The organism is Rhizobium sp. ERR 1071 (assembly GCF_007828675.1).
In the GTDB taxonomy this organism is placed as follows: Bacteria; Pseudomonadota; Alphaproteobacteria; order Rhizobiales; family Rhizobiaceae; genus Rhizobium; species Rhizobium dioscoreae.
On record NZ_VITM01000005.1, the window covers coordinates 88,194 to 114,098 of the forward strand.

Consider the following 25,905-nt stretch of genomic DNA (forward strand, 5'->3'; position numbering starts at 1 on the left):
GTGTTCCTCCTTTAGTCTAGCAATGCGAGGATCGCCGTCGGTGCGTCCTCGCCGCGCTCGGCAAGCTCCTCGAATTCGACTACGGCATTGATGTCGGCGCCCATGGCGATGTTGGTGACGCGCTCCAGAATGAACTCGATAACGACAGGAACCTGATGCTCCGCCATCAGCTGCTTTGCTGTCGTGAACGCTTCCTGGAACTCGTTCGGGCTGCGCACGCGGATCGCCTTGCAGCCGAGGCCTTCGGCAACGGCGACATGGTCGACGCCATAGCCGGGTTCGGCATTATCAGCGGCATTGATGTTCTCGAAGGCGAGGCTGACCTCGAAATCCATGTTGAAGCCGCGCTGGGCCTGGCGGATGAGGCCAAGATAGGAATTGTTCACGACCACATGCAGGTAAGGGAGCTTGTGCTGCGCGCCGACGGCCAGCTCCTCGATGAGGAACTGGAAGTCGTAGTCGCCCGACAGTGCGACGATCGGGCGGTCGGGATCTGCCGCCCGCACGCCAAGTGCTGCCGGCAGCGTCCAGCCGAGCGGGCCGGCCTGGCCGCAATTGATCCAGTTGCGCGGCTTGTACACGTGTAGGAACTGCGCGCCGGCGATCTGGCTAAGCCCGATGGTCGAGACATAGCATGTATCGCGATCGAAAGCCTTGTTCATCTCCTCGTAGACACGCTGTGGCTTCAGCGGCGTCTGGTCGAAATGCGTCTTGCGTAGCATGGTCCGCTTGCGCTCGCGGCACTCCTCGGCCCAGGCCGACCAGTCGCGCAGCTTGCCTTCGGTCTTCCATTCGGTCGCGACGTCGAGGAGGAGCTTCAGGGCGGCACCCGCGTCCGAGACGATGCCGAAATCAGGAGCAAAGACACGGCCGATCTGAGTCGGCTCGATATCGACATGAACGAAGGTTCGCCCTTCCGTATAGGTCGAAACATTTCCTGTATGGCGGTTCGCCCAGCGATTGCCGATGCCGAAGACGAAATCGGAGGCAAGCAGCGTCGCATTGCCGTAGCGATGCGAGGTCTGCAGCCCGCACATGCCGGCCATCAGGGGATGATCGTCCGGGATCGTCCCCCAGCCCATCAGCGTCGGGATGACCGGGACGCCTGTGATTTCGGCGAATTCGACGAGCAGGTCGGAAGCATCGGCATTGATGATGCCGCCGCCTGCGACGATCAGCGGCCGCTCGGCCGCGTTCAGCATGGCAAGCGCCTTTTCCGCCTGTGCCCGCGTCGCCGAGGGCTTGTAGGGGGCAAGCGGCGCATAGGTGTCGATATCGAACTCGATCTCGGCGAGCTGGACGTCAACGGGCAGATCGATGAGCACAGGGCCAGGGCGACCCGAGCGCATCGTGTGGAATGCCTTCTGGAAGACGTAAGGAACCAGCGCCGGTTCCATGACGGTCACGGCCCACTTGGTTACGGGGGCTGCGATCTTGGCGATATCGACGGCCTGGAAATCCTCCTTGTCCAGACGGGCGCGCGGCGCCTGGCCGGTAATGCAGAGGATCGGGATGGAATCGGCGGAAGCCGAATAAAGGCCGGTGATCATGTCGGTGCCGGCAGGTCCGGACGTTCCGATGCAGACACCGATATTGCCGGCGCGAGCGCGGGTGTAGCCCTCGGCCATATGGCTTGCGCCCTCGACATGGCGGGCAAGTACATGGCGGATAGAACCACGTGCCTTCATTGCGGAATAGAAGGGGTTGATCACAGCGCCGGGAACGCCGAAGGCGCAATTGACGCCTTCCTTTTCCAGAACCAGCACTGCGGCATCGACTGCGCGCATCTTCGCCATGAGATTTCCTCCGTTTCTGGATCGAAGGTACCGCATGGGTGAACAAGCGCAATCAAAAAATGGAAATTAATCCCATCATATGGAAATAAACATTTTCAACGAATCTGGAACAATCGCGGCGAAGCGGATATGTCATGAAGCCCAAGCGGGTCGCGCCAAATTGTGCGGCATGCGTTTGGTCTAGAGTGAGCGTCATGGCGGAAAATCGGGAAAAGACGAGGGGCAGGCCGGGCCGGAAACCGGCAGGGAACGCGGCGGCTTCATCCGTCCAAGTGCTCGATCGCAGTCTGAAACTCTTGGAGTTGGTGGCGCAAGCCGACGGCGCGGTTTTGACCGATCTCGCTGACCGGTCGGCTATGGCGCCGTCCACCGTCCACCGGCTACTGACGTCTCTTGCTCAGCACGGCATGGTGGCGCATGACGATGAGACCGGCGCCTGGACGATCGGGGTGAAAGCCTTCGAGATCGGAACCGCCTACTTGCGCTTCCGCAAGCTCGGCACGATCAGCCGGCCCTTCCTCAAGCAGTTGATGGAGGCATCCGGCGAGACCGCCAATATCGCCATCGAGGAGGACGGTGACGTCGTCTTCATCTCGCAAGCGGAAAGCCACGCGCCGATGCGCGCCTTCTTCCGCCCTGGCCGCCGCGGGCCGATCCATGCATCGGGCATAGGCAAGGCAATCCTCTCCACCTGGGCGGACAGCGAGATAAAAACTTTGCTCCAGGAGCGTCCGTTGCAGCATTTCACCGACAAAACCCGCGACACTCTGCCTATGCTGCTCGCGGATATGGACGAGATCCGCTCGCGCGGCTGGTCGATCGACGATGAGGAACATACGCTCGGCATGCGATGCGTGGCGGCGCCGATCTTCGATGAATATGGCGAGGCTATCGCCGGAATTTCGATTTCAGGCCCGGCTGTGCGGTTGCCGGATGAAAGGGTTGCTGCGCTCGGCCCTGTCGTGCGGGCCGCAGCGGAAGAATTGACGAAGGCAATGGGTGGACGCTCGAAGCGGACCTGAACGTCTTCGCCGCCGTCTCTGCCGAGACGACGGCGTTGCCGGTCCGCCACATTTACTTGGTCAGGCGAGCTGCAGTTGTTCGCGTAGCGTCGTATCTGTCTTCTTACCCTTGGTCTTCATCGCCTTGCCGGCGACATAGACTTCGGCAACGCAACGGTCATCACCCATGGTCTGAAGGATAAAGAGCTCCTCCGCCAATGAGGTTGTCGTGCGCATGCGGAATTCCATGGCCGACTTGGCGCTGGAATCCAGCACGACGATATCGGCGTCCGCGCCCGCCTGCAGCGAGCCGATCCGCTTTTCGAGACCGAGCGCCAGGGCGTTGCCGCGCGTCATGCGATAGAAGGAGTTGAACGGCGTCAGCCGCTGCCCCTGCAAATGCAACACCTTGTAGGCTTCATCCATCGTTTCCAGCATGGAGAAACTGGTCCCGGCGCCGACATCGGTTGCGACCGACCAGCGCGCGCCAAGCCTGTCGAACTGTGCGGCGTTGAAAAGTCCCGAGCCGAGGAAGAGGTTCGAGGTCGGGCAGAAGACACCCACCGCGCCGATCTCCGCAAGCACCGCGACTTCCCGTTCGCTCATATGGATACAATGGCCGAGCAGCATGCGGTCGTTGAGCAGACCGTAGCGAGCATAGATATCCGTATAATCCTTGGCCTCGGGGTAGAGAGAGGTGGCAAAGGCGATCTCATCCCGATTTTCCGAGAGATGCGTCTGGACATAGCAGTCCGGATGCTCGGCGACGAGCGCCTTGCTCATTTCCATCTGCTCGGGCGTCGAGGTAATCGCAAAGCGAGGGCTGATGGCATAATGGACGCGTCCGCGGCCGTGCCACTTCGCAATCAGCCGCTTTGTTTCGTCATAGCCGCGCTGCGGCGTATCGCGCAGCGCCTCCGGCGCGTTGCGATCCATCATCACCTTACCGCCGATCATGCACATGCCGCGCGCTTGCGCCGCCGCGAAATAGGCATCGACGCTTTCCGGATGCACCGAACAATAGGCAACCGCCGTCGTCGTGCCGTTCGACAGGAGTTCGTCCATGAAGCGGTCGGCCACTTCGGCCGCATGGGCGGCGCGTGCAAACTTCTGTTCCTCGACGAAAATATAGGTATTCAGCCATTCGAGCAGCTGCGCGCCATAGGAGGCGATCGCCTGCGTCTGCGGGAAATGCAGGTGCGTGTCGATGAAGCCCGGCAGGATGAGGTTCGGGCGATGGTCCGCGATCCTGATGCCGGCGTCAGCCAGCTTTCTCACGTCGCCATAGGTGCCGATTTCCACGATCTTGCCGTCGCGGACGAAGACGGCGCCGTCCTCGATATAGCGATAGGAGGCGGTGTCATCTATGCTTTGCGGCTCGGCAAGGAAGGTCAGCACGCGACCACGGATTAGGACTTCGTTCATTGGGTCTTCTCCCCATTGATGGCACTTTCATACCAGGAGACGAGCAGGCGGCGCTCCTCGTCGGTTATGTGAGAGGCATTGGCGGGCGGCATGGCGTGGCTGCGGCCAGCCTGCAGGTAGATCTCGCGCGCATGGGCGGCGATATCGCGATCGGTCTCGAACATCACCCCCTTCGGCGGAGCCACGATGCCCTCCCAGCTCGGCTCCTTCGCATGGCACATGGAGCAGCGACCCATCACGGTATCGCGGACCTTTGGGAAATCCTGCGCCGTGATGAAGGGCTGCTGGATGGCGGAGATCTTCGTTGTGGGTTCGCCGGTCAGCATTTTCGGTACCGTGGAGAGCCACATGATGATGATGAACAGGATGACGGTGATCAGCCAGGTCCAAGTCGGGTTGCCGGCATTGGCGTGCCGGGTATTGAACCAGTGGCGGATGGTGACGCCCATCAGGAAGACGAGTGAGGCGATGATCCAGTTGAACTGCGTGCCGAAAGCCAGCGGATAGTGGTTCGACAGCATCAGGAACAGCACCGGCAGCGTCAGGTAGTTGTTGTGCGTCGACCGCTGCTTGGCGATCCTGCCGTATTTCGCATCTGGCGTACGGCCGGCAAGCAGGTCGGCAACCACGATCTTCTGGTTCGGGATGATGATGAAGAAGACATTGGCCGACATGATCGTCGCCGTGAAGGCGCCGAGATGCAGGAAGGCGGCGCGGCCGGTAAAGAGATGGGTATAGCCCCAAGCCACCGCTACCAGAATGAAATAGAGCGCCACCATCAGCCGGGTATTATCGTTGCCGAAGGGCGACTTGCAGATCAGGTCGTACAGGAGCCAGCCACCGGCGATCGAGCAGAGCGAAATGGCGATCGCCACCGGCTTGGAGACGTCAAGCACGGCCGGGTCGATCATGTAGAGATCGGCGCCGGCATAATAGACGAGACAGAGCATGCCGAAGCCCGACAGCCAGGTGACGTAGCTTTCCCATTTGAACCAGACGAGGTGGTCCGGCATGTTGGCCGGCGCCACCAGATACTTCTGGATATGGTAAAAGCCGCCGCCATGCACCTGCCACTCCTCGCCATAGGCGCCAGGCGGCAGGGCCGGATGTTTCTTGAGGCCGAGGTCGAGTGCCACGAAATAGAATGACGAGCCAATCCAGGCGATGGCGGTGATGACGTGCAGCCAGCGGACGGCGAATGTCAGCCAGTCCCAGGCGATGGCATATTCATACATGGGAACTCCTCCCGGCCTTCATGGGCCTGATCTTCACGGGACTGTTTGCCATCGGGTGATTTTCTCGAAAATCCCGGTGAATCCACCAACACTTTCAAAAAAATCTATAAGATGAACCCTGGTTTGTTCCGCGCGCCAATGTGGTAGAAGGAGCCATGTCCTATCTTGATAATGTCCGCGTCTTCGTTCGCGTGGTCGAACTCGGTACTCTCTCGGCAGCAGGCCGCGACCAGCGCGTCACGCCTGCGGTGGCGAGCAACCGCATCAAGGAGCTCGAGCGTCATCTTGGCGTGCGCCTCTTCAACCGCACCACGCGTAAGCTCTCGCCGACCGAACATGGCCGCGTTTTCTACGAAAAAGCGGTGAAGATCATCGAGGCGGTCAATGAGGCGGAAGCGGCGATCGCCGATCTTTCGCGAAATCCGAAGGGATCGCTGAGGATCACCGCGCCGCTCGGCATCGGCCGAAGGCTGATCGCCTCGGGCATTCCGGAATTTCATGACAAATATCCGGATATCGAAGTACGCTTGCGCCTGTCGGACCACAATGTCGACATCCTCGCCGAAGGCGTCGACGTCGCCTTCAAGCTTGGCGTGCTGGAGGATTCGAACCTGCGCATGCGCGGTATCCTCAATTGCGAGCGGGTGCTTTGCGCATCACCTGCCTACCTTGCAAGTCGTGGCGTGCCGGCGAGCGCGGATGCGTTGATCGCCGACAAGCATGACTGTCTCTTGCTGCGCTATCCGGGATCGAAGGAATATTACTGGACGCTGATGACGGCGGAAGGTACTCGCAAGTTCGAGGTCGCAGGCCCTTATGACAGCGATGATGGCGATGTGCTGACCCAATGGGCGCTGGAAGACCGCGGCATCATCAACAAACCGCTGTTCGAGGTTAAAGCCTATCTGAGGGAAGGGCGATTGGTGGAGATCCTGAAGGAAAGTCCGCCAGCTCCGGTTCAGCTCGCCGCCATCTATCCGCACAAGCGTTTCCAGGATCCGAAGGTCCGCCTGATGATCGATTTCATGGCGGAGCGCTGTCAGCGGCTGATCGGCAAGCTGCTCGAGGACGAGCCAGTGGCCGCAGCCTCGTGAATCGAACGCGACAGATTGATCTCCACTTGGCTCAATTCAGTGAAATCACATATGACTATCGGTGGTCATATGGAGAGGCGGCATGAAGGAAATCCAGCTCAAGGATGCGAAGGCGAGGCTTTCGGCCGTGGTCGATCAAGCGGTGGCCGGTGAGCCGACCGTTATTACCCGCCATGGCCGGAAGGAAGCGGTGCTGGTTTCCTTCGAGGAATGGCAAAGGGTCTCCAAAGTACCTGATTTCCCCGATCTGCTTCTCGCCTTTCCCGGCGAGCCCGCCGATATTCCAGAGCGATCGCGAAAGCCCGCGCGTTCATTGCGTGAAAATGGCTTCTGATCTTGTATCTTCTGGATACCAATATCGTATCGGCCGATGCGCCGATCAAGCGCCAAGTCGGCGCTGAGGCATTCGCGGCCTGGCTGCGCGCCAATAGTGACCGGCTTTATCTTTCGGCCATCACCATCGCCGAGATCGAGGCAGGCATCGCCCGCATGGTTAGGATTGGGGCGACGACGAAAGCGGAGCACCTGCGCCGCTGGCTCGCCGCGGTGGAACATTTCTATGCCGGCCGTATCCTGCCCTTCGGAGTTGAGGAGGCGCAGCATGCTGGCCTGATGCTTGACCGGGCGCGTGCTCACGACCCCGGCTTCGAGGACATTGCCATCGCCGCCATCGCCGCTGCATGCGGCCTCACGGTTTTGACGGCCAATGAGCGGCATTTCGCGCCGCTCGGCGTGCCGGTCGCCAATCCCTTCAAGCAGTTGCCCGTTATCCGATAACAGGTTTTGTCGCGGCTAGCTGTGCCGCGGCCGTCCAAGTCAGCGCCGCTGTCATGATCTCGGCGGCGGCAAGCGTGGCGATGACCGTGGGACGCTTGTCTTTCACGGCCGTTCCGCCGATTGGGCAGACGAGGCGATCGAAAAGCTCATCGTGCCCGCTTTCGCGCGACAGCCAGTTGCGGAAAGTGGCGCGCTTCGTCTTGGAGCCGATCATGCCGACATAGGCTGCATCGTTACGTTTGAGCGCCTCGGCGGCAATCAGGAAATCGAGCGCGTGATCATGGGTGAGAATGACGAAGCTGCTGCCGGCCGGCGCATCGCGCACGACAGCCTCAGGCATGGCCGTGAGACAGGTTTCAATGCCTGGCACGGAGCTGGCGACAAGCTCTTCCTCTCGCGTATCGACAAGTACCACGCGTAATGGCGCGAGCGAAAGCGCCATGGCAAGCGCATCGCCGACATGACCGGCGCCGAAAACATAGACATGTGGGCGTGTGGCCATCTCGCGGTCGCTCCGAGCTATGAGATCATTCGCAAGCACTGGACTGAGGGCGGTGAAGGCGAGGCCCACCCGACCGCCGCAGCATTGGCCGATCTCCGGGCCGAGCGGTACGTTCATCGGCTCCGCCGCAAGGCCGGAGCGCAATGCCCGTCGTGCCTGGTCGATCGCCATATATTCCAGTGTTCCGCCGCCGATCGTCGCAAAGATTGCCCGCTCCGAAACCAGCATCCAGGCATCCGCGTCGCGCGGCGCGGAGCCTGCGACCCCCGTCACCTCGACGAGAATCGATGCCGGTTCGCGGCGGAGAAAATCCCGGATATCTTCACGGGCGGCAGGCATGATCTTACTCCTTCTTCGCCGCCTTGAGACGCTCGATCGCCATCAGCACCCGTTCGGGTGTCGCCGGCGCGTCGAGACGCGGGCAGATCTTGTGGTCGGCGACGCTCGCCACGGCATCCGAAAGGGCATGCAAGACGGAGAGGCCGAGCGGCAGCGGCGGCTCGCCGACCGCCTTGGACCGATGGATCGTCGGCTCATGGGCCTCCGACCAATCGGTTAGGGCCACATTGAAAATCTTTGGCCGGTCGGATGCAAGCGGGATCTTGTAAGTCGAGGGCGCGTGCGTTCGAAGCCGCCCCTTGCCGTCCCACCAGAGCTCTTCCGTCGTCAGCCAGCCCATGCCCTGGATGAAGCCGCCTTCGACCTGGCCGATATCGATGGCTTTATTCAGTGAGCGGCCGGTATCGTGCAGGATATCGGTGCGTTCAACGACATATTCGCCGGTCAGCGTATCGATCGATACTTCCGAGCACGCCGCGCCATAGGCATAGTAGTAGAAGGCATGGCCGCGGCCCGCCTTGCGGTCCCAATGGATTTTCGGCGTCTTGTAGAAGCCGGCGGCCGAAAGCTGGACGCGGGCCATGTAGGCCTTCTTGACGAGATCGTCGAACGGCATTTCGATGTCGCCGATGCGCACCCGGTTGGGCAGGAAGAGAACCTGGTCAGGCGATACCTGATGGCTTTCCGCGGCAAAGGCGATCAGTCGCTCCTTGATCTGGCGTGCGGCGTTCTGGGCCGCCATGCCGTTGAGATCGGCACCCGAGGAGGCCGCGGTCGGTGAGGTGTTCGGCACCTTGGCCGTGGTCGTCGCGGTGATCTTCACCCGGTCGAGATCGATCTGGAATTCTTCCGCCACGACCTGCGCCACCTTCAGGTGCAAGCCTTGTCCCATCTCGGTGCCGCCATGGTTCATGTGCACGGAGCCATCGCTATAGACATGCACCAGCGCGCCGGCCTGGTTCGACTCCGTCTTGGTGAAGGAGATGCCGAATTTCACTGGAGTCAGCGCGATGCCGCGCTTGACGATGCGGCTCTTGGCATTGAACTCGGCGATCGCCTTGCGGCGTCCGGCATAGTCAGCGCTTTCCTCCAGTTCGGCGACGATGCGCTGAACGATGCAGTCCTCGACCTTCTGGTGGTAGGGGGTAAGGTTGCGCTCACCATCGACGCCCATCGCGTCATAGAAATTCAGTTTGCGAATTTCGAGCGGGTCCTTGCCGACGGCGAAGGCCACCTCGTCGATGACCCGTTCGGCGCCGACCATTCCCTGCGGACCGCCGAAGCCGCGAAAGGCCGTGTTGGAGACGGTATTGGTATAGAGCGGCGCCGATTTCGCATGAACATGCGGAAAGAAATAGGCATTGTCGCAGTGAAACAGCGCACGGTCGCCGACCGGACCGGACAGATCGGCTGAGAAGCCGGCGCGAAGCGCGAAGGTATAGTCGACGGCAAGGATGCGGCCTTCGTCGTCAAAGCCCACTTCGTAGTCGATGGCGAAATCATGCCGCTTACCGGTCGCGATCATGTCTTCGTCGCGGTCGAGCCGGATCTTGACGGCGCGCTTCAGCTTCTTGGCGGCGATGGCAGCGATCGCGGCGCATTGGTTCGCCTGGGTTTCCTTGCCGCCGAAGCCGCCACCCATGCGCCGAACCTCGATCGTAACAGCATTGCTCGGCACGCCAAGCGCATGGGCGACCATGTGCTGCGTCTCGCTCGGGCCTTGGGTGGAGCAATAGACAACCACCTCGTCGTCCTCACCGGGAACAGCGAGCGAGACTTGGCCTTCGAGATAGAAATGATCCTGGCCGCCGAGCCGCATTCGGCCTTTCACGCGCCGCGGAGCATTCGCAAGAGCGTCCGCCGGATCGCCACGCTTCAGCGTTAGCGGCGTGACGACCTGCTTATGAGAGGAAACATCCAGATCCCAGATGTCGATATCAGCAGGCAATTCCTCGTACTCGATCTTTGCCAGCCTTGCCGCGCGGCGCGCCTGCTCGCGCGTTTCGGCGATCACGCAAAAGATCGGCTGGCCATGAAACTCGACCTTGCCGGCGGCAAGCACGGGGTCATCATGCATATAGGAGGGCGAGATATCGTTGACGCCGGGCACATCCTCATGGGTGAGGACGGCAACGACGCCGGGGGCGGCCCGCACGGCTGAGAGATCGACGGATTTCAGGATGCCGTGCGCCACGGTGGACAGGCCGAGGCCGACGTGAAGCGTGCCCGTGGGTTCGGTGATGTCGTCGATATAGACGGCGGCACCGGAGACATGCTTGTGGGCGGAATCATGGCGCGGGCTGGAATGGACGCCGCCAATGATGGTTTCGGGTTTGAGATCGGGAGTGTGCTTGTTCATGTCTTACGCGGCCTCGTATCTCGATACCTGCGCCGGCGCCGCGATGGACGTCGTTTCCAGGTAGAAGCGCAGCAGCAGGTTTCTGGCAGCCAACGCGCGATATTCCGCCGTGGCGCGCATGTCGGTCAGTGGCGCGTAATCCTGGGCATATTTCTCCATTGCCGTCTCCACGGTCCTCTCGCTCCAGGGCTGGCCGAGCAGCGCCCTTTCGACGGCGAAGGCCCGTTTCGGCGTCGCGGCCATGCCGCCATAGGCGATCCGGATTTCGGCAACCGTGCCATCTTCGCCAAGTACCAGCCGGAAGGCGCCGAGCGTGGCGGTAATGTCCTCGTCCCGGCGCTTCGTCACCTTGTAGATGGCGAATTTCGCCGCGGCTGCAGGAACCGGAATATGGATGGCTTCGACGAATTCGCCAGGCTGGCGGTCCTGTTTGCCATAGGCGATGAAGAAGTCTTCAAGCGCAATGGTGCGCCGAACGATGCCCTTGCGCAAGGTCAGCGACGCGTTGAGCGCAATCAACGCCGGTGGCGTATCGCCGATCGGCGAGCCGTTGGCGATGTTGCCGCCGATCGTGCCCATGTTGCGCACCTGCTGGCCGCCAATGCGGGTAATCAACGGCCCAAGCGCCGGGACATGCTGCGAAAGCGTCGCGAACGCCTCCGAATAGGTGACGCCGGCGCCGATGCTGAGCACGCCGTCTTTCACCACGATCGATTTCAACTCCTGCAGCCCGGCAATGAAGATGACCGGCGTGACGTCGCGCATGTGCTTGGTGACCCAGAGGCCGACATCGGTCGAGCCGGCCACCACGGTCGCCGTCGGCGATGCCTCCAGAACCGAGGCGAAATCATCAAGGTTCGCCGGCACGATCAGCCGATTTCGACCCTCGCCGATTTCGACGCGGACGCCATCGCGAAGGGCCTGCAGGCGCGCGATCATGGTTTCGCGTTCGATCAGCAGCGGGTCGTCTTGCGTACCGCCATATTGGGAGATGGAGCGGGCGGCGCGCAAGATCGGTTCATAGCCGGTGCAGCGACAGAGATTGCCCTGGAGCGCTGTTTCGATCTGTTGATCCGTGGGATTCGGCGTCTGCATCCAAAGTCCGTAGAGCGACATGACGAAACCAGGCGTGCAGAAGCCGCATTGCGAACCGTGAAAGTCGACCATCGCTTGCTGCACCGGATGCAGGTGTTCGTCGCTCGGGGCGAGATGCTCGACGGTGACCACATGACAGCCATCCAGCGAACCGAGGAAGCGGATGCAGGCGTTGACGCTCTCATAGACGAGGCCACCCGCGGGCGTCAGCCGACCCACAAGCACCGTGCAGGCGCCGCAGTCGCCTTCGGCGCAGCCTTCCTTGGTGCCCTTCAGCGAACGGGAAAGGCGCAGCCAGTCGAGCAGCGTCTGGTCCGGCGCCACGTCGGTAAGAATGATGTCCCGGCCGTTGAGAATGAAACGAAGTTCGGAGCGGATTTTCGTCGATGTCATTTTCAGCTCCCGCGGTAGGTGGAGTAGCTGTAAGGCGAGAGGAGCAGCGGCACATGGTAGTGCGCTTGTTCATCAGCGAGACCGAAGCGGATCGGAATGATGTCTAGAAACATCGGGCTCGCCGATGTGCGGCCAAGATAGTCACCGGCATGGAAGCGCAGCTCGTAGGTGCCGGCCTGCATGGTTTCGCCTGATAGCAGCGGCGCATCGCAGCGACCGTCGTCGTTGGTTTCGGTGGACGTCAGGAGGTGCAGTGCATCGCCCTCGATCCGGTAGAGTTCGATGCGCAAGCCTTCAGCAGGTTTGCCGAGCGCCGTATCCAGGACGTGGGTCGTGAGCCGTCCGGCTCCTGGCGAATGAGACTGCATATTCTTCTCCCGAACGTAGCGCTCCTTTCTCTACTATCCGCCAGGCTCATTCCCATGAAAAGCAGCTGTAACGTTCGAGACTTTCAAAATTTCCAAGGGGAATGGCACGCGTGATTTGCGGTTAGACATTGGATGTCGAAACGTTTGGAGGAGCGTTTCATACGATGTCGCGGCGGGATGGATGAATACGGCTTGCGCGCTTCGCATGCGCTGAGGCCGGGAAATACGTGCCGGTATCGCGATATGCATTTGATGAAAATGCAGATTTCCGTATTGCATGGCGGACGTGATGAGCACGCCGATGTTCGGCCGACCCTGATGGGTATCGGGTAGAGGCGCTTGCGGCAGGGGGAATCCGATGCCGCGGTCTTCGTGATCAGCGTCGGTAGTGATTGACCATGGAAATAGCCGCGGCATGGCGGCCGCCGGGTTGCCAGCCGCGCTCCGGTCGATTTCCGCTGTCCGCACAGCGGGTCAGGTATCAAACCCAAGCGAACATATCGTCGATCGAGGAAGAGATGACTTCGGAGAATGGAAACGGGAGACCCATGAATGAAAGTGATCGAAATTCAGCCGCTGGCGAGAGCCGCATTCGCGCCCTTTGGCGATGTCATCGAAATGGAGGGGGCTCAAAGTTTCCCCATCAACGCCGGGAAATGCGTTCGTTATCATGATCTCGCAAAGGTCGAAGCGATTGGTGAGGAGGCACGCACGATGATCAGTTGGCTGCGCGGCGAACCCTATGCGCTGCCGCTGGAACTGAAGATGGTCGAGCGGCACCCTCTCGGCAGCCAGGCCTTCGTGCCGCTGACCGGCAATCCGTTCCTCGTCGTTGCGGCGCCGGAGACGGACAATGGTCCGGGCGAGCCCATGGCTTTCCGAACCAGGCCCGGACAAGGCGTCAATATCTGGCGCAACGTCTGGCACGGCATCCTGACGCCCCTCGACGGCATCTCGGATTTCATCGTTGTGGATCGCGGTGGCAAAGGCGTCAATCTTGAGGAGCATTTCTATGACGAGGCGTTCCTGATCCGCTGATCGGATCTCGATCGGTGCAGACAAATAAGGGGCGCTGCGGTTGCAGCGCCCCTTATTTGTCAAAGTGGTTCCCGTTCCTCGCAATCTGCGGAACGCCAAAAGGCCGGGTCATTCCAGCGAACGACCCGGCCTTGAAATCATTCCGCCGTCAATCCGCGAAGAAGGCGAAGCGTACGACGAACAGGGCCGCGACGATCTGTGTTGCCGGATGCAGCATCGACCAGCGGCCGGTGAAGACTTTCACGGCCACATAGGTGATGAAGCCAAAAGCAAGACCATTGGCGATCGAGTAGGTGAAGGGCATCGCAAGCGCGGTGATTGCAGCGGGTGCCGCCTCGGTCAGGTCATCCCATTCTATTTCGGTCAGCTCGCGCATCATCAGGCCCGCGACATAGAGCAGCGCCGGAGCCGTCGCATAGGCTGGCACGGAAGCCGCGAGCGGCGAGAAGAAGAGGGCGGCGATGAAGAGGGCGGCGATGGTGATCGCGGTCAGACCCGTGCGACCACCGGCCTGGACGCCCGACGCGCTTTCGACGAAGGCCGTCGTGCTGCTCGTGCCCATCAGTGAGCCGGCGACGATGGCCGCGCTATCGGCAAGCAGAGCCCGGCTCAGCCTGTTCGGCTTTCCTTCCTGGATCAGGTTCGCCCGCTTGGCGATGCCGATCAGCGTCCCGGTGGCGTCGAAAACCTCGACAAGCACGAAGACGAGGATGATATGGACCAGGCCGCCATGGAGAGCGCCGACGATGTCGAGCTGCAAAAAGGTCGGCATGATCGACGGCGGCGCCGAAACAATGCCGTGGAACTCGCTGACGCCGAAGATCCAGGAGAGAATGGTGACGGCGAGAATACCGATGAGGATCGAACCTCTTATTTTCAGCGCATCGAGAACGGCGATGACGAAGAAGCCGAAGATCGCGAGAAGGGGGCCGGTCTGTTTGAGGTCGCCGAGGCCAATGAGGGTCGCCTTGTTGGCGACGACGATGCCGGCGCTCTTGAGCGCGATGATCGCCAGGAAGAGACCGATACCCGCGGCAATCGCGCTTCTGAGCGAATGCGGGATGCCGGCAATCAGCCAGCTGCGCACGCCGGTTACCGTCAACAGGACGAAAATACAGCCCGAAATGAAGACCGCGCCGAGCGCCTGCTGCCAGGTAAAGCCGAGAGCCGAAACCACGGTGAAGGCGAAGAAGGCATTGAGCCCCATGCCCGGTGCCATGCCGATCGGCCAATTGGCGACGAGGCCCATGACGATCGAACCCAGCGCGGCTGCGAGACAGGTGGCGACAAAGACCGCGTTGCGATCCATGCCGGTCGTCGACAGAATGTCGGGATTGACGAAGATGATATAGGACATCGTCAGGAACGTCGTCACGCCGGCGATGAGTTCGGTGCGCGCGGACGTGCCGTGCTCACTCAATTTGAAAAGTCGTTCAAGCATTGTTCCTCCCTAAGCGTTCCCGACGCTCGTCAAATCATGGGGCTTGTCCCGCATCTCCTCCAGATGCTGGCGCGAGAAGCGGTTTTCGACGCTTCGTGGCGAGGGGAGATTGTGCGCTTTAAATGGCTTTGCGCGCTAGAGCCGGATTTCCCTGCAATTGGCGAAAGACATTCTAATTTTTCAAGCTATTTCGGCGCGAATTTCTTCTGGGTTGGGCACCGTAACGGAGTGGTCGAACCCACCTCTTCGTCCTGCACAATCGCTCGATGTAGTTGGGCAGAAAGATATGCACGATATTTACAGTGGCAAGGTGACAAAGCCAAACTATTTCCATCAGATGGCGAAACCGCGAAGGTTACACGGACGGCGGCCATGGAGGAGTGCGGCGAGCCTCCATATCTAAAATGGAGGTCGACCGAAGGTTTGAATTCCAATCGGAACGAAGCGCCTGATCATGATTGTCCGGCGCGATATCGATCGGCGATGTTCCTGCAGGCGCGGATGGTCAGCGCCATCACGGTCAGCGTGGTGCCGGCAATGCCGCTGCCCGGAAAGGCGGAAGCATCCGTCACGAGCAGGTTGGGGATATCCCAGCTCTGGTTATGGGCATTGAGGACGGAGTCGTTGTTCGATGCCCCCATGCGCGCGCCGCCGGTTTCATGGATTGCGGCGCCCATGCACATGGTCTTGCGGAACCATCTGCGGAACATGAAGCGGCTGAACGGATCGGCATCGCGGAAGGCGCCACGGCCCATTTCCCTAAGACCGGTGGGCGAGCCGATGAATTCCAGCTCGCCGCCGACGCCGCGCACCATGTCGATCAATACCTCTTCCTGACGGCGCAGCAAGGCATGTTCCTCCTCGCCCATGACGCATCGAATATGGGGCACCGGAATTCCCCAGGCATCCCTGCGCCCTGCATCGAGCGTGATGCGATTGTCGGCATAGGGCAGCATACGGCCGAAGCCGAAGAAGGCCAGTCGTGAAGGCTCGTCATCCGGTGTCGGCGCCCGACCGATGCTTCCCTGATAGTCGAAATCGCCGCGGCCTGTGTCGCCCTCTCCAAAGCGCGGTACGAAAATGCCGCCGGATGGATTGTAGAAGGGATCGACAGGCGCTGAATCATCGGTCGCCCATCCTTTCGCCTTGGAGAAAGAGCCGAAGGCAAGGCATGGAAGCTGATCCATGAAATAGCGCCCGAGCGCACCCGAGCTGTTGGCGAGCCCATGGGGGTGGCGAGCCGTGGCCGAATTGAGAAGCAGCCGGACGCTTTCAATCGGCGATGCGGAGAGCACGACGAGGGCAGCGCGCGCGGCCTCGACCTTGCCGGTCGCGCGGTCGATGAACTCGGCACCCGTCGCCCGGCCGCCGGCATCGTCGGTGGTGATACGCCGCACGATGGCGTCATGGCGGATGGTCAGCCGTCCTGTCGCCAACGCCTCGCGCAGCGGCTTCGGCGTCCGTTCGGCATCGGGCGCGATATAGCGCCAGGAAACGACATGCCGCTTCGGCCAGCGTCCTTCGACTTCCGTCTTGAAGATTTCTTCGGCCGGGGTCAGTTTCGCCGGATGGGCGTAGACGCCGTCGGGCAATGTCTCCACGCCATCCTCATTGCCATAGAGACCAAGGCTTGCTTCGACCTCGGCATAATAGGGCGCGAGCTCGTCGTAGGAAACCGGCCAGTCGACGCCCTTGCCCGTCTTCGAGCGGATCTTGAAATCATCATCCGTCCAGCGCAGCAGCACCCGGCCGAAGCTGTGCAGACGGCCGCCGCCCTGGCGGCCGCGTATCCACAGGAATGGCGCATCCTTGGGGGTCGTATAAGGGTTCTTGCGATCGTTGACGAAGAAATGGCTGAAGCGCTCGGTAAAGAAGGCGGCGCGCGCCTGGATCGGCTGGCCCTTCAGCGTGGCGCGGGCGCGCTCCCAGATATTGATGCTGCTGGCCGGCGCCTTCTTGCGGTTCGGATCGAAATCCTTCTGGGTCACCGCCGGGCCGGCCTCGAGCAGCAGCACCGACAGCCCTTGGGCAGTCAATTCCTTGGCGGCGAAGGAGCCAGCGGCGCCGGAGCCGATCACCAGCGCGTCATAGACAGTCTGAGACATGGATAATTTCCGTATGCTGTGGAAGTGGTCTTAGAGGCGGGCGCCGTCAGCGCCGAAGAGGGAGGCCTTGGCGATATCGAGGCCGGGCGTGATCGCCGCACCCGGCTGGAGCGCGGCATCTCCCATGACGCGGTAGGAGAGGCTTCGGCCCGCCCAGTCGAACCACAGCACGGTATCGGCGCCCATCGGCTCGACGACCGAGACAGTGCCCGGAAGGGTAGGCCAACCCACGTCCGCGCCATTCGGCGCGATATGCTCCGGCCGGATGCCAAGCGTGGCGGGACCTGCGTTGACGGCGCTGAGGAAAGGGTAGCCGGCGAGGGGGATCGCAAGTCCGTTGCTTTCGAAGACCGGCGCGTCCGCCTTCGAAATGATCTCGCCCTCGATGAAGTTCATCGCCGGCGCCCCTATGAAGCCGGCGACGAAGAGATTGGCCGGGCGGTGGTAGATCTCGGAAGGGCTGGCGAGCTGCTGGATCACGCCGTCCTTCATGATGGCGATGCGATCGGCAAGCGTCAGCGCCTCGACCTGATCATGCGTGACATAGATCATCGTGTTGCCGAGGCTCTGATGCAGCTTCTTGATCTCGACGCGCAGCTCGTTGCGCAGCTTGGCGTCGAGATTGGATAGCGGTTCGTCGAACAGGAAAACATTGACCTCACGCACAAGGGCGCGGCCGATCGCGACGCGCTGGCGCTGGCCGCCCGATAATTCCGAGGGTCGGCGGTCGAGCAGTTTGTCGAGGTGGAGAAGCGACGTCGTGCGGGCGATGCGCGCCTCGATCTCGGCCTTGGGAAGACCCGCCACGCGCAGGCCGAAGGAGAGATTCTTGCGCACCGACATGCGGGGATAGAGCGCATAGGATTGGAAGACCATGCCGATGCCGCGATCCTTCGGCTCGGCCCAGGTGACATTCTTGTCCGAGATCCAGATCTCGCCGTCGCGGATGTCTTGCAGGCCGGCGATCGAGTTGAGCAGGGTCGACTTTCCGCAGCCGGAAGGGCCGAGCAGCACGAGAAATTCGCGCGGAGCGATGTCGATCGACAGCTTGTCGATGACGGTGTGATCACCATAGGCGATCTTGAGATCCTTGACCGAGACGGCAGGCTGCATGGCATTACCCCTTGACGGCGCCGGCGGCGACACCACGCAGGAACCAGCGGCCGGAGAAGAAATAGATGGCGAGCGGGACGACGGCGGTCAGAATGGTGGCAGCCATGTTCACATTGTAGGCGTGCTCGCCCATGGTGGTGTTGACGATGTTGTTGAGCTGCACCGTCATCGGCAGGTTGTCGCGTCCGGCGAAGACCAGGCCGATCAGGAAGTCGTTCCAGATTCCGGTGAACTGGAAGATCGAGGCGACGACGATCATCGGCACCGACATGGGCAGCATGATCTCGATGAAGATCCGCCAGAAGCCGGCGCCGTCGACGCGAGCCGCTTTGCAGAGCTCCTCGGGAATGGCGACGAAATAGTTGCGAAACAGCAGCGTCACCAGCGGCAGGCCGAAGATCACGTGGACGAGGACCACGCCTGCCACTGAGTTATAAAGGCTGAGGTTGGCGAGCAGCCGCACCAGCGGATAGAGGAAGATCTGGTAGGGGATGAGGCCGCCGGCCATCAGAAGGCCGAATAGCAGGTTCGAGCCCCTCGGCCGCCAGAAGGACAGGGCATAACCGTTGATCGCGCCAATGAAGACGGAAATCGCGACTGCCGGCACCGTGATCCTGACCGAATTCCAGAAGCCGATGCGCACACCCAGACATTGGGTGCCCATGCAGGCTCCCGACCACGCTGTCTTCCAGGCGGTGAAATCGATGGTATCGGGGAAGGCGAAGATGCGACCCTGGCGGATCTCTTCCATCGTCTTTAGCGAGGTGACGAGCATCGTATAAAGCGGCAGCAGGAAGAAGAGCGCGGACAGGATGAGGAAGGCATAGAGCCCGATCTGGCCTGCCGTGAGCCGTGATGGCTTGGGACCACGGGGATGAAGAGCCGCCATCAATGTGCTCCCCTTCTTCTGGCGCGCATATGGAGCGCGTAGCGAAACGGAGCGACGGCCATGACGACCGAAAGCACGAGCACGGTGGCGCCGGCGCTCGCAAGGCCGAGGTTTTGGCGTTCGAAGAGATTATCCATGATGAATTTTGCCGGCACCTCGGTCGAATAGCCAGGGCCCCCACCAGTCTGCGCGACGATGAGGTCATAGGTCTTGATCACGCCCATGGAGAGCAGCATGCCCGATGCGGCAAGCGCCGGCCCAAGCTGCGGCAGGATGATCGAGGCATAGATGCGCCAGACCGGAATGCCATCGATCTGGGCGGCTTTCCATTGCTCCTCGCCAATCCCGCGCATGCCTGACAGTGCGATGACCATGACGAGACCGGCTCCCTGCCAGACACCGGCGAAGACCACCGTATAGATCGCCATGTCGCGATTGACGATCCAGTCGAAGACGAAGCTCTGCCAGCCGAGCGCCCTGACGGTCGCCTGAATGCCGAAGGTCGGGTTCAGCATCCACTGCCAGATGAGGCCGGTAACCACGAAGGACATGGCATAGGGGTAGAGGAAGATGGTGCGAAAGAGGCTTTCGAAACGAACCTTGCGATCGAGGGCCGCGGCGAGCACGAAGCCGAGAACAAGGCAGCCGGCGACGTAGAGAACGCCGAAGATCAGCACGTTTTCCAGGGATGCGAGCCATCGCGATGTCCGGAACAGCTTGGCATATTGGGCAAAGCCGACATAGTTGGACGAGGGGAAAATGGTCGAATCCGTAAAGGACAGGCGCACCGACCAGACCATGGTGCCGATATAGACGACGATCGCGGCAATCCATGTCGGCAGCAGGGCAAAGGTCGCAGCAAGGGGTCGTCTGCGCTTGGTTTGCATAGGCAAACTTTCTCAAAAGGATGGGCGGAGCCGATCGACCGGAATTCGAGGATCGGCTCGCTGGAAGGCTATTCGAAGATCGCGAAGAACTTCTCCGCGCCTGAGGCGCTGTCCTCGGACGGATTGGTCCAGAACTCGTCAACGAAGTCGTTGAGTGCGCCGGCCTGCTGCGGCGAAAGGATCAGCGCCTGATCCGGCACGATCTTGCCGGCTCTCATCAGCTCAAGGCCTTTTTGCGCGCAGGTATCGAGCTTGGACTTGTCGACGTCGGTGCGCATCGGCACCGAGCCCTTCTTCAGCGAGAATTCGACCTGCACGGTCGGATCCATGGCGACCTCCGCAAGCAGGGTCTGGCCCTTTTGCGCGGCCGCATCGGCGATCTTTGGGAAGGAGAAGGAATCGGCGACGTAGACCATGCCCGGCGATTGCGGCACGAGCATGCAGCCATAATCCTTGCCCAGTTCCTTGCCGGCTGCAACGAATTCACCCTTGGCCCAATCGCCCGTGAATTGCACGCCCGCCTTGCCGGTGATGACCATGGCGGTCGCGTCGTTCCAGTTGCGGCCCGCAGCCCCCTCGTCGACATAGGCGCGAAGCTTGCCGAGAATATCGAGCGTCTTCTTCACGCCCTCGACGGATGTATCGCCCTTGTCCTTGTTTGCATAGATCTTGAGGAAGCCGTCGATGCCGACCTGGGTCAGCAGGATCATGTTGAAGACCTTGGATTCCTGCCAGGATTGGCCGCCCCAGGCGACGGGCTGAATGCCGGCTGCCTTGAGCTTATCGAGTGCCGAGAAGAATTCATCCCAGCTCTTCGGCTCGCCGGTGAGGCCAGCCTTGGCGAAGGCATCCTTGGAATAGAACACCCAGCTCTCGCCATGGGCGCCGGTCGGGGAGAGGTAGACCTTGCCGTTATAGGTGATGAGATCGTAGATCGATTTCGGCAGGACGTCGGCCCATTTGCCGGCTTTCGCCACATCGTCGATCGGGTTCATAAGCCCCTGATTGACGAAATCGGCATTGGCAAGGCCGAGCACGGCCTGTTTTGCGGTCGGCGGATCGCCGGCGACCAGACGGTTCTGGAAAGCGGCATCGGCCGCGCCGAAACCGGCGATGGAAGAGTCTTTCCAGGTGCCGCCGCGCTTTTCGAACTCCTGCTTGACGACGCTGAGGGCGGCGGCTTCGCTGCCTGATGTCCAGGAGGTCATCACCTCGGCCTGCGGCTTGTCTTCCGCATGGGCAGGAATGGAAGCCGTAACGAGCGCGGCTCCCATCAGTAGCATTTTCACTATGTCTTTCATCGTTCCACCTCTTCAGGAAAGCCCTCTTGGCGGGGCTATTCGTTTTCGGATCGTTGGTATCAGCGATAAATCGGCAAGAGCGCCTGTCTGACCAGCGTCAGGCCGTTGGCGATATCGCCGACCGGATCGGGCGCGGCATCCAGCTCGAGTATCGCCCAGCCTTCATAGCCGCGGTCGCGCAGCAGCCTGGCCCAGCCCGGCCAGTCGACCCGGCCGAGACCGAAGCCGCAGAAATAGGGGCGATGGCGATCATGGATATGCTCGTCGATGACCGTATCGGCCGGCATCGGGCCAAGCGCATCCTTCCAATGGGCGATGATGACGCGCTCATGGTGACGATCGACAAGCTGCAGCGGATCGGAGCCGGCAACGATGATATGCGCCGTATCCGGGCACATATGCACGTAGGCGGGATCGGTCAGCAGCATCAGCAGATCGACGTCGCGCGCTGCCGCGAAAATCGAATGCGCCTCGGTGTGGAGAGCGAGCCGCACACCCTTGGCGTAGAGAGCGGCGCCGAGGCGATTGAGGAAATCGGCAATCTTGCGCGCCTGCTCGAAATCGAAGAACCGTACCGGCTGAGCGCCGAGCGTCTGGCGAAGCGGCGCGCCGATGACCATGATATCGCTGCCGCATGCCTTGAGGAATTCGGCATATTTTTCTGCCTTATCGATGATGGCGGCCTGGGCGGAGGCCTCGGTGAAATCGCCGGCGGCTTCGAGTTCCGCGAAGAAGCCGCTCGCAAGCGTCAGGCCACGCCTGGAAAGCTCTGCGGCGAAGTTCTCGACCGAACCATAGGTCTTCGTCGCATCCTGCCAGTTGAAGGGCGAGAAGGTCAGTTCCACGCCGGTGACGCCGGAGGCTTGCACGGCATCCAGTATCTTGTCCCAGAAGGCACGTGGCTCATTGCGCGATAGCGCGATGATGCCGTCATAATCCCCTACGCCCCAAAATCCGGGGTGGAAAAAGGTGACGAGATCGACACCAAAACGCAGCCGTTCCGCAGAGTTCATGAGATTATCCGTTCTTAAGACATGGAAGATCGCTCGCGGAACCACGATCCACGGCAAATAATCCATAATGATTTCAATGCACTGCAAGTGGCAAACGTTTGCCGTGCCTAGATAGTAGACAAGTCGTTTTTATATGCAAGCGATTTTTGGCAAACGTTTGCTAAATGATAAGCTTTGCCGTAGCATCCCGCGCGACAGGCATTGGGGAGGACGCCAAAAAGTGAAGAATAACAAGGATCTGCCAGCAGAAGAGCATTCCGGCCCTTTGATGGCCGACGTCGCTCGGCTGGCAGGCGTCGCGATCTCGACGGTGAGCCGGGCGCTTGCCAATCCCGGTCGCGTCAACGAGAAGACCCGCGCCAAGATCGATGCCGCCGCCAAGCAGCTCGGCTATACGCCCAATGCCATGGCGAGGGGGCTTCGTGTCGGCAAGTCCAACGTCGTCATGATCATTCTGCCGGGCTCGCTTTATTACGGTGTCTCGCAGGTCATTCCTCTGGTCCTGCAGGGGATAAATCGATCGTTGAGCCAGAACGGCTATCACCTGATGATTGCCAACCTCGATCGCGACGAGGCTTCCGAGCGCCATATCCTCGATCTGGCTTTCGGCGGCACGGTGCGTGGCGCCATCATCCTCTCCTCGGATCTACCGGTCCATGGTGGTCGGTCACTGAAGGATTCGGCCCTGCCGATCGTGTCGCTTTTGTTCGATATGAGCCACGCGGCCCTGCCGAGCGTCGTGACCAATGATCGGCAGGCCGTTCGCGAGGCCACGGCCGAATTGCTTGCTCTTGGCCACCGCCGTTTCCTTTATCTTGCCGGCCCTGAGGGCAATTATCACGATAGAGAACGCTATCTGGGCGCCGTTGAAGCGCTTGCCGCCGCGGGTCTGCCGGAGACCGCGATCGTCAGGTCCGGCGGCAGCCTCGACTATCAGCATGGTTTCCAGATCGGCGTCGCCGCGGCGGCGGAATTTGCCGATCTCATCTTGAAGCCGACGGCCGTCATTGCCACGAGCGACGACATGGCGATTTCCTTCATGAGTTGCGTTCAACGCATGGGCTGGAAAATTCCGACAGATCTTTCCATCGTATCCTTCGACGGCGCTCCGGTCTGCGAATATTCGCTGCCGCCATTATCGACCATCGAACAGCCGGTGGAGGAAATGGGCCAGATGGCCGTGAGCTTGCTGATGGAGCGGATCGATGCGCCGGATAAGGCAACGGCCCTGCGTCATGTCATCGAAAGCAAGCTCATTCGGCGCGAGAGCTTTGGTCCGGCGCCGTCAAATGGTTAGGAACGGCATTGCATCGCTATCATCAGTGCCTCCATCCCGTCCGAGCGACGACCGGAACAGTCTCGGCGTCGTTCCCGTCCGCCGTTTGAAGATGTCGTAGAACCGGCTGCTGGACCCGAAGCCGCAGTCATAGGCGACCTGAAGGATCGGGCTGTTGGTTTCTGCGAGCTGCTGCATCGCCCGGGCCAGGCGATAGCGCGTCAGATATTCGTTGACGGAGATGCCCAATACGCTGCGGAATAGCTTGTTGGCCGTGCTGGGATGGATGCCGGCGAGCCCTGCCAGCATTGGCAGGCTTACCGGTTCGCAATAACGGGTATGAATAAGGTCCGTCAATGTTTCGGTGCGCTGCACGGCGATGCCGACGGCCGGTACCGAGCGCCGTTGGGCGTAATCACGGTTGTCGTCGGGAGCATCGAGAACGAAACGCCGTATTCTGACCTTGACCTCGTCGAGGATCAGCCGACGCCGAGCCATGTCGCCATGCTCCCAATCGGCCACCCATTGCGCCAGGAGCATCGCGTCGGCGGGGTAGGGGCGGCTGTCGGCCGAAAACCGTCCCTGCATGATCGACTGCCGTACGCTACGCTCGATCGGCAAACTCAGGAAGTCGACGAGCGGAAGATAGATGCAGATGAGTGGCGCACCAGGGGTGACCGTAATCGTCCTATGCGGAATGGCGGCCCAGAACAGCACCAGTCGCCCCGCTTCGACCTGCTCCTGCCTCCCATTGAAGATATAGGTCATCTGCCCTTCCATGAGGAAGTTCAGCTCGACATGGTCGTGCCAATGCGCAGCGCTCATGGCATCGGCGATGTGCCGCTCGATCAGAAAGCCGCCGGCGGATGTGATGAGAGCTTCGCGCTCGACGGAATGGCTGGGTTTCGGCATGGGACCTATCTGGTGGCGCGAATCCGGGAATAATTTCATTGATAGCAGGAGGAAATTCCGAATTGAAAGAGGCATTGAGGCTCAAAGCTATTCCAAGCGGAGATCCCTTCATGCCAAAGATCTGCCTGATCGGTGCCGGCAGCACCGTCTTTGCCCAGAATATTCTGGGCGACGTCCTTTCCAGTCAAACGGGTGGCGATTACGTCATCAGCCTCTTCGACATCGATCCGGAGCGCCTGAAAACATCCGAAATCGTTGCCCGCCGGCTCTGCGAGGCGCTTCATCTCGACAAGGTGCGCGTCGAGGCGTCGCTTGATCGCCGACAAGCGCTGAAAGGTTCGGATTTCGTCATCCTGATGATGCAGGTCGGCGGCTATAAGCCGGCCACGGTGACTGACTTCGAGATCCCGAAACGGCACGGTCTCCGGCAGACCATAGCCGATACGCTCGGGATCGGTGGTATTTTCCGCGGGCTTCGCACCATTCCTGTTCTCGAAGAAATCTGCCGTGACATGGAAGACGTGTGCCCCGACGCCCTGCTGATGCAATACGTCAACCCGATGGCGATCAATTGCTGGGCGATCAAGGAGATCGCGCCCCACATCCGCACCGTCGGGCTTTGCCACAGCGTGCAGCACACGGCCACCCATCTTGCCGATTGCCTCGGCGAGGATGTCGCCGATATCAACTATCTCTCGGCCGGCATCAACCATGTCGCCTTCTTTCTCAAATATGAAAAGCTGCACGCCGACGGCAGCCGCGAGGACCTCTATCCGCGTCTGCGCGCTCTGGCCGAAGAAGGACGCATTCCAGCTGACGATCGGGTGCGTTTCGACGTTCTAAAAAGACTTGGCTACTTCGTCACGGAATCGAGCGAGCATTTCTCGGAATATACATCCTGGTATATCAAGGAAGGCCGTAGCGATCTGATAGAGCGGCTCAATATTCCCCTGGATGAATATATCCGCCGTTGCGAGGTCCAGATCGCCGACTGGCACGAGTTGCGTCGCGACCTTGAAGGCGGCAAGCCGATCGATGTCTGCCGGAGCAACGAATACGCGGCCGGCATCATTCACGCGGCAGTCACCGGGCAGCCCGCGCTGATCTACGGAAATGTCCCGAACAATGGACTGATCCAAAATCTGCCTGACGAGTGTATTGTCGAAGTTCCATGCCATGTCGATCACAACGGCATTCAGCCGATGCGCATCGGGCGGATACCTTCGCAGCTCGCCGCCGTCATGCGCTTAAGCGTTTCCGTGCAGGAGCTGACGGCCGAAGCGGCAGTGACGAAGAAGCGAGATCGCATCTATCAGGCGGCCCTACTTGATCCGCACACCTCGGCGGAACTGTCACCCGATCAAATATGGACGCTTGTCGACGATATGATCGAGCAGCACGGCAGTCTTTTGCCCGCCTACCACTAGCCCATCACGTCTTCAGCGAAGGTAATTCCCAAGCGCGGTCTCCTCAACAGAGGAGGCCGCGCGTTTGCATTTTTGGTCTGAGGTGATCACTGGAATAAATCAAAAAAGATCAAAATTCT

The 25,905-nt window shown here is 60.8% G+C and carries 22 protein-coding genes; 7 read left to right on the forward strand and 15 right to left on the reverse strand.

The features are described from left to right. Positions 1-11: 11 nt before the first annotated feature. A complete protein-coding gene (gene gcl, locus FBZ99_RS18735; RefSeq protein ID WP_145634234.1) occupies positions 12-1,796 on the reverse strand; it encodes a glyoxylate carboligase in 1,785 nt (594 codons plus the stop codon). 194 nt (positions 1,797-1,990) lie between these two features. On the opposite strand from gcl, the gene bhcR reads away from it, so the two are divergent. Then, complete coding sequence (gene bhcR, locus FBZ99_RS18740) at positions 1,991-2,818, forward strand: HTH-type transcriptional regulator BhcR (protein ID WP_113331742.1); 828 nt, start codon at positions 1,991-1,993, stop codon at positions 2,816-2,818. A 60-nt stretch (positions 2,819-2,878) separates the two neighbouring features. Here bhcR and guaD read toward each other — a convergent pair whose 3' ends face one another. Together guaD and FBZ99_RS18750 are read right to left on the reverse strand one after the other, a co-directional pair. Then, positions 2,879-4,222 (reverse strand): guanine deaminase, encoded by a 1,344-nt coding sequence (guaD, locus tag FBZ99_RS18745; RefSeq protein WP_145634236.1) that lies wholly within the window; start codon positions 4,220-4,222, stop codon positions 2,879-2,881. Next, positions 4,219-5,457: a urate hydroxylase PuuD gene (locus tag FBZ99_RS18750; RefSeq protein ID WP_113353391.1), complete on the reverse strand. Its 1,239-nt coding sequence runs from the start codon at positions 5,455-5,457 to the stop codon at positions 4,219-4,221. The genes guaD and FBZ99_RS18750 overlap by 4 nt, the downstream gene beginning before the upstream one ends. A 155-nt stretch (positions 5,458-5,612) precedes the next feature. On the opposite strand from FBZ99_RS18750, the gene FBZ99_RS18755 reads away from it, so the two are divergent. The 3 genes from FBZ99_RS18755 (at position 5,613) to FBZ99_RS18765 (ending at position 7,328) form a co-directional block, all read left to right on the forward strand. Continuing rightward, positions 5,613-6,551, forward strand: a complete 939-nt coding sequence (locus FBZ99_RS18755; protein ID WP_113353390.1) for a LysR family transcriptional regulator — start codon at positions 5,613-5,615, stop codon at positions 6,549-6,551. A gap of 82 nt (positions 6,552-6,633) precedes the next feature. Then, positions 6,634-6,885, forward strand: a complete 252-nt coding sequence (locus FBZ99_RS18760) for a type II toxin-antitoxin system Phd/YefM family antitoxin (RefSeq protein ID WP_113353389.1) — start codon at positions 6,634-6,636, stop codon at positions 6,883-6,885. Between the two features lie 2 nt (positions 6,886-6,887). Next, positions 6,888-7,328 (forward strand): PIN domain-containing protein, encoded by a 441-nt coding sequence (locus tag FBZ99_RS18765; protein WP_113353388.1) that lies wholly within the window; start codon positions 6,888-6,890, stop codon positions 7,326-7,328. Here FBZ99_RS18765 and xdhC read toward each other — a convergent pair. Genes xdhC through uraH form a run of 4 tightly spaced genes read right to left on the reverse strand, consistent with a single transcriptional unit; the run spans position 7,318 to position 12,384 of the window. Beyond that, positions 7,318-8,169 (reverse strand): xanthine dehydrogenase accessory protein XdhC, encoded by an 852-nt coding sequence (gene xdhC, locus FBZ99_RS18770; RefSeq protein ID WP_145634239.1) that lies wholly within the window; start codon positions 8,167-8,169, stop codon positions 7,318-7,320. The genes FBZ99_RS18765 and xdhC overlap by 11 nt on opposite strands. Before the next feature lie 4 nt (positions 8,170-8,173). After that, the gene (gene xdhB / locus FBZ99_RS18775) at positions 8,174-10,528 is read right to left on the reverse strand and encodes a xanthine dehydrogenase molybdopterin binding subunit (protein ID WP_145634241.1); all 2,355 of its coding nucleotides are present in this window, start codon (positions 10,526-10,528) and stop codon (positions 8,174-8,176) included. Positions 10,529-10,531: 3 nt separating this feature from the next. Further along, positions 10,532-12,016, reverse strand: coding sequence for a xanthine dehydrogenase small subunit (xdhA, locus tag FBZ99_RS18780; protein ID WP_145634243.1), 1,485 nt, complete (start codon positions 12,014-12,016; stop codon positions 10,532-10,534). A gap of 2 nt (positions 12,017-12,018) precedes the next feature. Next, the gene (gene uraH, locus FBZ99_RS18785) at positions 12,019-12,384 is read right to left on the reverse strand and encodes a hydroxyisourate hydrolase (protein WP_113331751.1); all 366 of its coding nucleotides are present in this window, start codon (positions 12,382-12,384) and stop codon (positions 12,019-12,021) included. A 552-nt stretch (positions 12,385-12,936) separates the two neighbouring features. Between uraH and FBZ99_RS18790 the strand changes: the two genes are divergently transcribed. Next, positions 12,937-13,422, forward strand: coding sequence for an ureidoglycolate lyase (locus FBZ99_RS18790; RefSeq protein WP_113353383.1), 486 nt, complete (start codon positions 12,937-12,939; stop codon positions 13,420-13,422). Between the two features lie 148 nt (positions 13,423-13,570). On the opposite strand, the gene FBZ99_RS18795 is transcribed toward FBZ99_RS18790, so the two are convergent. The 7 genes from FBZ99_RS18795 to FBZ99_RS18825 form a co-directional block, all read right to left on the reverse strand. Then, positions 13,571-14,863, reverse strand: coding sequence for an NCS2 family permease (locus FBZ99_RS18795; protein WP_069614091.1), 1,293 nt, complete (start codon positions 14,861-14,863; stop codon positions 13,571-13,573). A 452-nt stretch (positions 14,864-15,315) separates the two neighbouring features. Then, positions 15,316-16,968: a GMC oxidoreductase gene (locus tag FBZ99_RS18800; RefSeq protein WP_145634245.1), complete on the reverse strand. Its 1,653-nt coding sequence runs from the start codon at positions 16,966-16,968 to the stop codon at positions 15,316-15,318. 30 nt (positions 16,969-16,998) lie between these two features. Next, positions 16,999-18,081: an ABC transporter ATP-binding protein gene (locus FBZ99_RS18805; protein ID WP_145634248.1), complete on the reverse strand. Its 1,083-nt coding sequence runs from the start codon at positions 18,079-18,081 to the stop codon at positions 16,999-17,001. Positions 18,082-18,085: 4 nt separating this feature from the next. Then, the gene (locus FBZ99_RS18810) at positions 18,086-18,970 is read right to left on the reverse strand and encodes a carbohydrate ABC transporter permease (protein ID WP_145634250.1); all 885 of its coding nucleotides are present in this window, start codon (positions 18,968-18,970) and stop codon (positions 18,086-18,088) included. Then, complete coding sequence (locus FBZ99_RS18815) at positions 18,970-19,857, reverse strand: carbohydrate ABC transporter permease (protein ID WP_113420697.1); 888 nt, start codon at positions 19,855-19,857, stop codon at positions 18,970-18,972. The genes FBZ99_RS18810 and FBZ99_RS18815 overlap by 1 nt, the downstream gene beginning before the upstream one ends. Before the next feature lie 68 nt (positions 19,858-19,925). After that, positions 19,926-21,158 (reverse strand): ABC transporter substrate-binding protein, encoded by a 1,233-nt coding sequence (locus FBZ99_RS18820; protein ID WP_145634252.1) that lies wholly within the window; start codon positions 21,156-21,158, stop codon positions 19,926-19,928. A gap of 59 nt (positions 21,159-21,217) precedes the next feature. Continuing rightward, positions 21,218-22,171 carry a sugar phosphate isomerase/epimerase family protein gene (locus FBZ99_RS18825; RefSeq protein WP_145634254.1) on the reverse strand — a complete coding sequence of 318 codons (954 nt, stop codon included), beginning with the start codon at positions 22,169-22,171 and terminating at the stop codon, positions 21,218-21,220. A 220-nt stretch (positions 22,172-22,391) separates the two neighbouring features. On the opposite strand from FBZ99_RS18825, the gene FBZ99_RS18830 reads away from it, so the two are divergent. Beyond that, on the forward strand, positions 22,392-23,468 hold the full coding sequence (locus FBZ99_RS18830; RefSeq protein ID WP_145634256.1) for a LacI family DNA-binding transcriptional regulator: 1,077 nt from the start codon (positions 22,392-22,394) through the stop codon (positions 23,466-23,468). Here the strand turns inward: FBZ99_RS18830 and FBZ99_RS18835 are convergent. Beyond that, the gene (locus FBZ99_RS18835) at positions 23,457-24,359 is read right to left on the reverse strand and encodes a helix-turn-helix domain-containing protein (protein WP_145634257.1); all 903 of its coding nucleotides are present in this window, start codon (positions 24,357-24,359) and stop codon (positions 23,457-23,459) included. The two genes, FBZ99_RS18830 and FBZ99_RS18835, sit on opposite strands and share 12 nt — an antisense overlap. A 110-nt stretch (positions 24,360-24,469) precedes the next feature. Between FBZ99_RS18835 and FBZ99_RS18840 the strand changes: the two genes are divergently transcribed. Beyond that, positions 24,470-25,786 (forward strand): alpha-glucosidase/alpha-galactosidase, encoded by a 1,317-nt coding sequence (locus FBZ99_RS18840; RefSeq protein ID WP_145634266.1) that lies wholly within the window; start codon positions 24,470-24,472, stop codon positions 25,784-25,786. The last annotated feature ends 119 nt before the right edge of the window (positions 25,787-25,905 follow it).